Origin of the sequence: Microbacterium sp. B24, from assembly GCF_000333415.1 — a bacterium.
Classification (GTDB): domain Bacteria; phylum Actinomycetota; class Actinomycetes; order Actinomycetales; family Microbacteriaceae; genus Microbacterium.
The window spans coordinates 1-9,269 of sequence record NZ_BADB01000481.1; the positions used below are offsets into that span (position 1 = coordinate 1).

A 9,269-nucleotide genomic window follows, 5' to 3' on the forward strand; every position below is an offset into this window, starting at 1 on the left:
GCACGACAGGGTGAACGCGCTCGGCGCCTTCTCGGCATCCGCGCACTGGCACCCCTCATGCGCGAGGGAGGCTCCATCGTCAACGTCTCCTCCACCGCGGCGCTGGTCGGGACCGCGGGCTACGCGGCCTACTCCGCATCGAAGGCCGCCGTCATCGCGCTCACTCGCGTCGCGGCCATCGAATACGCGCCGAGCGTCCGCGTCAACGCGATCTGCCCCGGCGGCGTCGACACGCCGATGAACGACGACGAGCCCGTCGGAGGCAGTTCGACCGGTGCCCCCCTGGGACGACGGGCTCGACCGGAGGAGATCTCGCCCCTCGTGCGCTACCTCGTCTCCGATGCCTCGTCGTTCGTCACCGGATCCGTCCTCACGATCGACGGCGGCCTGACCGCCACCTGACCACAGCCCACCCGAAAACCCATCCAGCACCACTCCAGAAAGCAGGAAGCCATGCCCCGCATCACCCGCGCTCGCGCCGCCACCGCGCTCGTGTCCATCGCCTCCGTCGCCGTGCTGCTCACCGGCTGCGCCGGCGCCGCCGCACCCGCCTCCACCGTCGCCTCGGACTGCACTCAGCACCGCGAGCGCGACGGCAGTCAGGACAACAATTCTCTTCTGCACGGGATCTCTCTTCCTGAAGATCGCGTGGCCGGCGACGCGTCGTCGGCGGGCACCTGTCTGGCCGCGATCTCCCGGCGAATCTAGGGGTGGTCATCGGGCGCTAGGTGCCGCCGGGCACCGCCGCGATCGACGAGGGGCCGCGGGCTCGAGAAGATGAGTGGCGACCGCTACGCCCGCTGAGTGCTGTGAGGTGCCGGGGATCCTCCGCCCGTCGCCGCGCTCCACACCGCCCGAGAAACACGTTCCGCGCCGAGAAACCCCCGCTGCGGAGATGTCTCGGCGCGAAAGTGGTTTCTCGCTCAGCGCCGACCGGCGCCCGCCGGCGCGCTCAGGGGCGCACGGGCAGCGCCATCGCGCCGGTCATCTCGGCGCCCGGGGAGATCTCCGACCGCGCCGGGGGCACGTAGTCGCGCAGTCGCGCCAGCGCCTCGGTCGCCGCGGTGGCAACGACGAGCATGTCGGTATAACGGGGGTGGGTGAAGCCGCGGTCGCGCATGTTCGCGACGAAGGCGAGCAGCGGATCGAAGTAGCCCGCGACGTTGAGCAGGCCCACCGGCTTCTCATGGATGCCGAGCTGCGCCCATGTCCACTGCTCGGTGAGCTCTTCGAGCGTGCCCGGCCCGCCGGGAAGGGCGAGGAAGGCATCGGCGCGGTCGGCCATGAGCATCTTCCGCTCGTGCATCGTGTCCACGACGATCAGCTCGGTCAGATCCTCGTTGACGGCTTCGCGCGCCTGGAGAGCTCGCGGGATGATGCCCGTGACCTCCGCCCCCGCGGCGAGCGCGGCATCGGCGACCGTCCCCATCAGTCCCACGTGGCCCCCGCCGTACACGAGCGCCATGCCCGCCTGGCCGATGGCCGTGCCGACGGCGCGCGCCGCCTCGACGTAGACCGGGTCGAATCCGGGCGAGGATCCGCAGAAGACCGTGACCGTGAAACGCGACATGCACAGACGCTAATCGGCGCGTGTTTCCACGACGTGCACGGGTGTTTCCATGCCGTGACAGGTCGGAAACATGGCCTGATTAGCGTGCAGAGCATGTCGCTCCTCGTCACTCACGCTCGTCTGATCACCGTCCCCGCCGGCACCGAGGACCCGGGCTACGTCGAGGACGGGTGGATGCTCGTGGGCGATGACGGCCGCATCGCCGCCCTCGGCGCGGGCACCCCGCCGGTCGGCACCGACGCCGACGAGACGCTCGACGTCGCGGGGGCGTTCGTCGCTCCCGGATTCGTGTCGAGCCACTCGCACCTGTTCACGAGCGGTCTGCGTGGGCTCGGCGTGGCCGACACCCTGTACGGCTGGTGCGACGCGATGCTCGGCACCACCGCCCACATGAGCGCCGATCAGCTCTACTGGGCGACGCTGCACGGCTCCCTCGACTTCCTGTCGAACGGTGTGACGACGGCGTACAACTTCACCGACCCGTTGCAGGCGTGGGAGCCGATGGTCGATGGCAAGCGCACGGGCACCGCGGGCCTGCGCGGGCTCGAGTACCACTGGCGTCAGGCGGAGGGCACGCGCGACTCCGGCATCCGCTTCGTGGATGCCGCCGGCATGGATGTCACCGCCGGAACCCCCGACGAGGTGTTCGACCGCTTCGCCGCCGAGGTCGCCCACACCCGCACGTTCGATGCGGACTACGCGCTCGGCTCGTCGATCATGGGCCAGGTGCAGTGGTCTCCCCACCCGGATGCCGCGGCCTTCGAAGTCGAGGCGATGCGCCGGTACGGGGTCACGAATCAGGCGCACTTCCTCGAGTCGCCCGAGGCCGTCGAGCACCAGCAGTCGAAGTTCGCGCTGTACCGCGACGCCGGAGCCCTCGAACTCGGACTCGTGTTCGGCCACTTCATCCAGACGACGCCGGAGATCATCGCGCAGTCGATGGCCGGGGGCGCGGCGATGTCGTGGCAGCCGGCATCCAACGGTCGTCTCGCCTCGGGCACCGCGCTCGTACCCGAGATGCTCGCGATGGGGATGAAGGTGGGGGTCGGTCTCGACGACCAGGCCTGCACCGACGTCAGCGACCCGTGGCAGAACATGCGCATCGGCATCTACGCGCAGCGGGCGCGGACGAAGGACCCGCTGTCGATGATGCCCGAGCAGATGCTCCGGCTGCACACCCTCGGATCGGCCGAGATCATGGGTGTCGCCGATCGCGTCGGTTCGCTCGAGGTCGGCAAGTTCGCCGACTTCGTCGTGGTCGACCCCCGCCGTCCCGACGTCGGGCCGCTGTGGCACCCCGTGCGCTCGTACGTGCTGGCGATGAGCCCGCGCAATCTGAAGGCCGTCTACGTCGGCGGTCGTCTCGTGAACGCGGAGGGCGTCTCGACCAACCCCCTCGCCGAGGAGGCGTCGGCGAAGGTGCACGAGCTGCCCGCCGCCGTGATCCCGCTGCGCGGCCACCCGCACTGAGCCCCTCTGCGCTGTCGCCCCCGCCCGGGCGAACTGCAAGGGATGCCGTGTGCCGCGCGGCGCGGGCCCTCAGCGCCCGGTGGCCATGCCCATGCGGGCCAGCACGATGTTCTCCACGATCTGCACGAGGTTGTAGAGCACGAGCGTGATCAGGGTGATGAGGGCGATCGAGGTCCACAGCTGAGCGAACTGCGCCTGCGCGTTGAACTTCAGGATCGATCCGCCGATGCCGGTGCCGGTCGAGAGCCACTCCGCCAGCAGGGCACCGGTCACGGCTCCCGGCACCGATACGCGCGCTGCGGCGAACACCGACGGCAGCGCCCCGGGCAGGTTGACCTTGCGCAGCGCCGTGAACCGGCCGCCCCCGAAGACGTGCACGACGTCGAGGCTCTGCTGGCTGGCGCGGCTCAATCCGAACAGCACGTTGGCCAGGGCCGGGAAGAGCACCACCACGGTGCCGATGACGGCGACGGATGCCGGGGTGCCGCGCCCGGTGACGAGGATGATGACCGGAGCGATCGACACGAGGGGAATGGTGCGCAGCAGCAGTACGAGGGGCATGACGCCCGCCTCGATCGCCTTCGACAGGCTGAACGCGATGGCCAGGATGATCGCGACGATCATGCCGACGACGAATCCGATCCACGCGTCGAGCAGCGTCTGGCCGACGAGCGGGAACATCTGCGCCCGGTTGGCCTCCGCCTTGGGCGCGGTGACGAGGAACGTCCACACGTCGAGCGGACCCTTCGCGATGTAGGGCGAGATGCCGGTGAGGCTGACGATCGCCTGCCAGAGCAGCAGCAGGACGAGCAGCGTGATGCCGGCGTTGCCGAGCGAGCGTCGCAGGGTGCGCCGGAGCCCGCGCCGCCGCTCCGCGCGCAGGCGCGCGACGGCGATCGGGTCGGCCGTGCCGACGTGGGATGCCGCGGGTGTCGCCGGGGACGCGTCGATGACGTTCACACTCACACCGCCTTTCCGGCCACCCACGGGGTGACGAGTCTGATGAGAAGACCGAACAGTCCATAGGCGACGAGGGCGAACACGGCGCACAGGAGGAACACCGACCAGACGCCGGCGGAGTCGAGCTGGCCCTGCAGTCGGATCAGCGTCGGTCCGACGCCGGCCGTGATGGCGCCGAGGTATTCGCCGAGCACTGCGCCGAGGAAGGCGGTCGGCACGGCGATCTGCAACGCCGTGAGGATGGCGGGAAGCGCGGCGATGAGCCGTACCTTGCGCAACTGGGTCCATCGTCCGCCGCCGTAGACGCGCACGACGTCCAGCGCCGCCTTGTCGGCGGAGGTGAATCCGAGGATCGCGCCGACGACCGTCGTGAACACGCACACCAGGGCGGCGAGGAAGATCGCGGTCGCCGAGGGGTCGCCGGGGTTCTTGGCGCCGCCGAGGACGACGATCGAGATTCCTCCGACCGCGACGATCGGGAGGCAATAGGTGACGACCGCGATCTGCGTGATCACTGTCTCGGTGCGCGGGAAGACGAGCACGACCGTCGCCAGCAGCAGGGCGATGCCGTTGCCCCAGAGGTAGCCGATCGCCGCCGCGGTGATGGTCGGCTGGAACACGCCCCAGGCGCCCGCGATGTTGCCCTGCACGAACAGCCAGTCCACGACCGCCCACGGCGACGGGACGGGGGTGTAGCTCGTGCCGTCCGCCGGGCGGAAAGCGGTCAGCGAGAACAGCCACCACACGCCCACCAGGACGACGGCGCCGACGAGTCCCGCGACCCAGCCGGGCACGCGCACGCGAGCCACGGCTACGCCTCGGCCTCGGCGCGGCCGTCGTGTCCGAACAGCAGCTCGGAGGCGCGGTCGACGAGCGCGTGGAACTCGGGCGTGCGCATCATCTCGGGCGTGCGCGGGCGCGGCAGGTCGACCTCGATGATCTCCTTGACCCGCCCGGGCCGCGGCGACATGACGGCGACGCGGTCGGCGAGGAAGATCGCCTCGCTGATGCCGTGGGTCACCAGCAGAGTCGTCGCCGGCTTCTCGGTCCAGATGCGCAGCAGCTCGAGGTTGAGGTTCTGCCGGGTCATGTCGTCGAGGGCGCCGAAAGGTTCGTCCAGCAGCAGCACGGACGGCTTCAGGACGAGGGCGCGTGCGATCGACGCGCGCTGGCGCATGCCGCCCGACAGCTGGGCGGGCTTCGCGTCGGCGAAGTCGCGCAGACCGACGAGGTCGATCAGCTCGTCGACGTAGCCGCGGTCGACCTTGCGACCGGCGACCTCGAAGGGCAGCTCGATGTTCTTCCGGATGCTGCGCCACGGCAGCAGTGCGTGGTCTTGGAAGGCGATACCCAGCTCGCTCTTGGCGCGCAGCTGGTCGGGGGTCTCGCCGTCGACGAGCGCGACGCCGTCGGTCGGGTGATCCAGAGCGGCGAGGATGCGCAGGATCGTCGACTTGCCGCAGCCCGAGGGGCCGAGCAGAGCGAGGAACGAGCCCTTGTCGGTGTGCAGGTCGGTGCCCTGCAGCGCCTGCAGCGAACGTCCGCCGCGCAGCGTGAACGACTTGGAGACTCCGGAGATCTGGATGCCGGTGCCGGCGGCAGTCGCGCCGGCACCGGCATCCATCGTGGATGACACGGACATCTCGTTAGGGCAGGTACTTCTTGAGCTCGGGGTGCTCGGCATAGATCTCGTCGATGATCGACGTGTCGAACAGCTGGTCGGCCGTCAGCTCCCAGCCCGAGGCCTTCAGCGACGCGAGGGTTTGGCTCTTCAGGTCGTCCGAGATCGTGAACAGGCCGTTGGCCTGGGTCTCATCGGTCGAGATGAGCTTCGCCTGCGCCTCGATGCCGGCTTTGACCTTGGCGGGGTTCAGCTCGCCGAAGGTGAGGTCGCCGGCCGCGGCCGAGTCGTTGTAGTGCTTCGTGACGACCGTCACGGTGTCGTCGACGGGCTTGGTGAACGTGTCGGTCCAGCCCTTGATCTCGGCGATGAGGAAGGCCTTCAGCAGGTCCTTGTGCTCGGCGAGGTACTGGTCGGTGACGGCGTACGACTCGGCGACGTAGGGCAGACCGTTCTCGGCATACGCGAGGTTGGTGGTCTGGTAGCCGGCCATCGAGACCGTGATCGCCTCGTTGGTGAGGTAGGCCATGAAGCCGTCGACGTCGCCGTTCATGAGGGGGGTCGGATCGAAGTCGACGGGCACGATCGTCAGCTGGCTCTCCGAGATGCCGTTCGCGGCGAGGAGCGCCTTGAACACCGAGGCGTTGGAGTCCTGCACGCCGATCTTCTTGCCGATGAGGTCCTTCGGCGTCGCGATGTTGCCCTTGTCCTTCAGCGACAGGATCGTGAAGGGGTTCTTCTGGAAGGTCGTCGCGATGATCTTCAGCGGAGCGCTCTGCTCCGACACGGCGGCGCCGACGGACGCGGCATCGGTCAACGCCACCTGCACCGAGCCGGAGAGGAGCTTGGCGACACCCGTGTCGGGGCCGGCGACACCCGTCACCTTGGAGAAGCCCGCCTGGTCGTAGTAGCCGTTGTCGTAGGCGTAGAACTCGCCCGCGAACTCCTCGTTCTTGATCCACGAGTACTGCACGCTGATGTCGCCGTAGCTGGCGGCCTCACCGGATGCCGAGGGGCTCGCCGCCCCTCCGGACGAGGAACAGGCCGAGAGGGCGAGGGCTGCGGCGGCGGCGACCGCCAGAATGATTCCGCCGCGGCGGCGACGGCTGGAGCGTGAGTGCATCGGGTCTCCCGGGTGCTGTGTCTTGTGCTGTGGATGCAGAACGGGCTGCGGTGATTCTGGAGACGATAGGTGTCTCACATTTCCGGCGTTTGCCCGTTCGTGTTTCGGTGGTGTGACGCGAGGCGCCAGACACGGTCGCGGCGAAACGGCTGCTCGTAGGGTCGAGCGCCGAGTGCGCGGGCGATGGCATTGCCGATCGCCGGCGCCACGGGGTTGTACGGCGACTCGCTCATCGACTTCGCGCCGAAGGGTCCGAGGTCGTCGGCGGTGTCGGCGAAGTACACCTCGGTGTCGGGGACATCGCCGAACTGGGGCACCCGGTACAGCCGGAAGACGGGGGTGGTGACCTTGCCGTCCTCGACCATGACCTCTTCGTACAGGGCGCTGCCGATGCCCTGCGCCACCCCGCCCTCGATCTGTCCGCGGCACTGCGCGGGATTCATCACGAATCCGGCATCCGCCGACTGGATCGACTGCAGAATGCGGACGACGCCGGTGCGCGGGTCGACGGCGACGCGGACCGCGTGGACGTTGAACGCCAGCGAACGGTGCTCACCCAGCTCGCTGCCGTCGGCGGTGAGCTCGCCATCCGCCGTCAGCTCGCCGAGTCGCACGACGCGAACCGGCGTGTATACGCCGTCGGGCATGAGCCGGGCCGCCGCGGCATCCGTGCCGGTCAGCTCGGCCGCACGGGCACGCATTCGCGCGGCGAGCGCGAGGCAGGCGGCGTGCAGCGCCTTGCCCGCGACGGTGATGCCGGCCGATGCGAACGCGCCCGTGTCGTGGGCGACGGCGTCGGTGTCGGCGTGCCAGAGCTCGATGCCGTCGGGGTCGGCGCAGAGGTCGGTGACCGCGATCTGGCGGAGCACCGTCGTGGTGCCGTTGCCGAACTCGGCAGTGCCGGCTCGCAGCAGGTACGTGCCGTCGGCGCGGAGGGTCACGCTCGTGTGCGCGATGTGGCCGAAGGGCGCCATCGTGGCGATCATCGCCGCCGCGACCCCTTCGCCGACGAGCCATCCTGCAGGGGGCTGGACGCCGTTGCCGCGACGCAGCGCGGACTCGGCGAGGTCGAGGCACTGATCGAACCCGTAGCTGCCCCACACGAGGTCGTCGTGGCCCGGGTCGTCCTGCGGGGTGACGGCGTTGCGCCGGCGCAGCTCGAACGGGTCGATGCCCAGACGCTCCGACAGCTGGTCCATCGCCGACTCTACGCCGAGCACCACCTGGCCGAGCCCGTATCCGCGGAACGCGCCCGACGGCACGTTGTTCGTGTACACGACCTCCGCGTCGAGCCGTTTGAGCGGAACCCGGTAGATCGTCGTCGACTCGGCGAGGGAGTGGAACATCACGCCGCGCGAATGGTTGCCGTACGCGCCCGTGTCGCTCAGCAGGTCGATCGCCATCGCGGTCAGCCGCCCCTCGGCATCCGCGCCGAGCGTGACGCTCACCCGCATCGGATGCCGGACGGCGGCCCGCTGGAACTCGTCGGCGCGGCTGAACTCGAACGCCACCGGGCGGCGGGTGCGCAGCACCGCGAGCGCGACGAGGTCCTCGGTGAACATCTCCTGCTTGCCACCGAATCCGCCCCCGAGGCGGGCCGTGTGCACGCGCACGCGGTCGCGGTCCAGGCCGAAGATGTGCGCGATCTCGTCGCGCGCCAGAAACGGCACCTGCGTCGAGGAGCGCAGCACCAGGCGGCCGTCGTCGTCGAGCCAGCCGATCGAGCCGTGGGTCTCCAGCTGCGCGTGCGTGACCCTCGCGGTCTGCCACGTCCCGGTCACCGTCACGGCGCTCGCGGCCAGGGCGGCCTCGAGCTCGGCGGCGTCGGGCCCGGCGTGCACGCTCGCGATGACGTTGCGCTCCGCTTCGTCGACGCGGTCGGCCGGTGTGCGGTCGGGGTGCAGCAGCGGAGCGCCGGGGCGGCGCGCCTCGTCCGGGTCGAAGACAGCGGGGAGGGGCTCGTAGTCCACGCGGACGAGCCGGCACGCCTCGTCCGCGGCCTCGGCGGTCTCGGCGGCCACCGCGGCGACCCGCTGTCCGATGTGGCGGACCACGTCGTCGAGCATGCGGGTGTCGTCGGGATCGTCGGTGCGGTGCTCATGCCGCCCGGTGGAATAGCGCACGTCGGGGACGTCGGCGTGCGTGAAGATCGCGACGACGCCGGGCACGGCGAGGGCGGCCGCGGTGTCGATCGCCGTGATGCGCGCGTGCGCATGGGGGCTCGTGACCAGCCGCAGCACGAGGGCGTCGGCCGCCGGGTGACCCGGCTCGAGATCGAAGGTGAAGCTCTCGCGGCCCTGCGTCAGCCGCGGGCCGGCGGGAGGCGCGACCGAGCGGCCGACGACGCCCGGTTCGGATGCCGCGGCATCCACCCCGCCCCGCCGGCCCGACCGCCCCGTCTCGCGCACCGCGGTCATGATCGCCTCGCGGATCGGGCGATACCCCGTGCAGCGGCAGAGGTTGCCCTTCATGCGACGGTCGAGGTCGTCGAGGTCGCTCTCGCAGAGCGTCGACGCCGTCACGCT

Annotated in this window: 9 protein-coding genes; 3 read left to right on the top strand and 6 right to left on the bottom strand. The window is 70.1% G+C overall.

All coding sequences use genetic code 11. From position 1 onward, the window contains the following. Both I5I_RS13985 and I5I_RS13990 read left to right on the top strand, forming a co-directional pair. On the top strand, window positions 1–402 hold a 402-nt coding region (locus tag I5I_RS13985; RefSeq protein WP_036321114.1), incomplete at its 5' end, for an SDR family oxidoreductase. A gap of 51 nt (window positions 403–453) precedes the next feature. After that, window positions 454–708: a hypothetical protein gene (locus I5I_RS13990; protein WP_036321116.1), complete on the top strand. Its 255-nt coding sequence runs from the start codon at window positions 454–456 to the stop codon at window positions 706–708. Window positions 709–952: 244 nt separating this feature from the next. On the opposite strand, the gene I5I_RS13995 is transcribed toward I5I_RS13990, so the two are convergent. Beyond that, entirely contained in the window at window positions 953–1,570 is a 618-nt protein-coding gene (locus I5I_RS13995; RefSeq protein ID WP_036321118.1) for a TIGR00730 family Rossman fold protein, read from the bottom strand. A gap of 93 nt (window positions 1,571–1,663) precedes the next feature. On the opposite strand from I5I_RS13995, the gene I5I_RS14000 reads away from it, so the two are divergent. Further along, window positions 1,664–3,040, top strand: coding sequence for an amidohydrolase family protein (locus I5I_RS14000; protein ID WP_036321120.1), 1,377 nt, complete (start codon window positions 1,664–1,666; stop codon window positions 3,038–3,040). A gap of 69 nt (window positions 3,041–3,109) precedes the next feature. Here the strand turns inward: I5I_RS14000 and I5I_RS14005 are convergent, their stop codons facing one another. From I5I_RS14005 to I5I_RS14025, 5 genes are all read right to left on the bottom strand, one after another. Further along, window positions 3,110–4,000, bottom strand: coding sequence for an ABC transporter permease (locus tag I5I_RS14005; RefSeq protein WP_036321122.1), 891 nt, complete (start codon window positions 3,998–4,000; stop codon window positions 3,110–3,112). A 2-nt stretch (window positions 4,001–4,002) separates the two neighbouring features. Then, entirely contained in the window at window positions 4,003–4,809 is an 807-nt protein-coding gene (locus I5I_RS14010; RefSeq protein WP_036321123.1) for an ABC transporter permease, read from the bottom strand. A 2-nt stretch (window positions 4,810–4,811) separates the two neighbouring features. Continuing rightward, window positions 4,812–5,624: an ABC transporter ATP-binding protein gene (locus I5I_RS14015; protein ID WP_036321127.1), complete on the bottom strand. Its 813-nt coding sequence runs from the start codon at window positions 5,622–5,624 to the stop codon at window positions 4,812–4,814. A 22-nt stretch (window positions 5,625–5,646) separates the two neighbouring features. Then, window positions 5,647–6,744 (bottom strand): ABC transporter substrate-binding protein, encoded by a 1,098-nt coding sequence (locus I5I_RS14020; protein ID WP_036321125.1) that lies wholly within the window; start codon window positions 6,742–6,744, stop codon window positions 5,647–5,649. A gap of 74 nt (window positions 6,745–6,818) precedes the next feature. Then, on the bottom strand, window positions 6,819–9,269 hold a 2,451-nt coding region (locus I5I_RS14025), incomplete at its 5' end, for a molybdopterin cofactor-binding domain-containing protein (protein WP_036321128.1).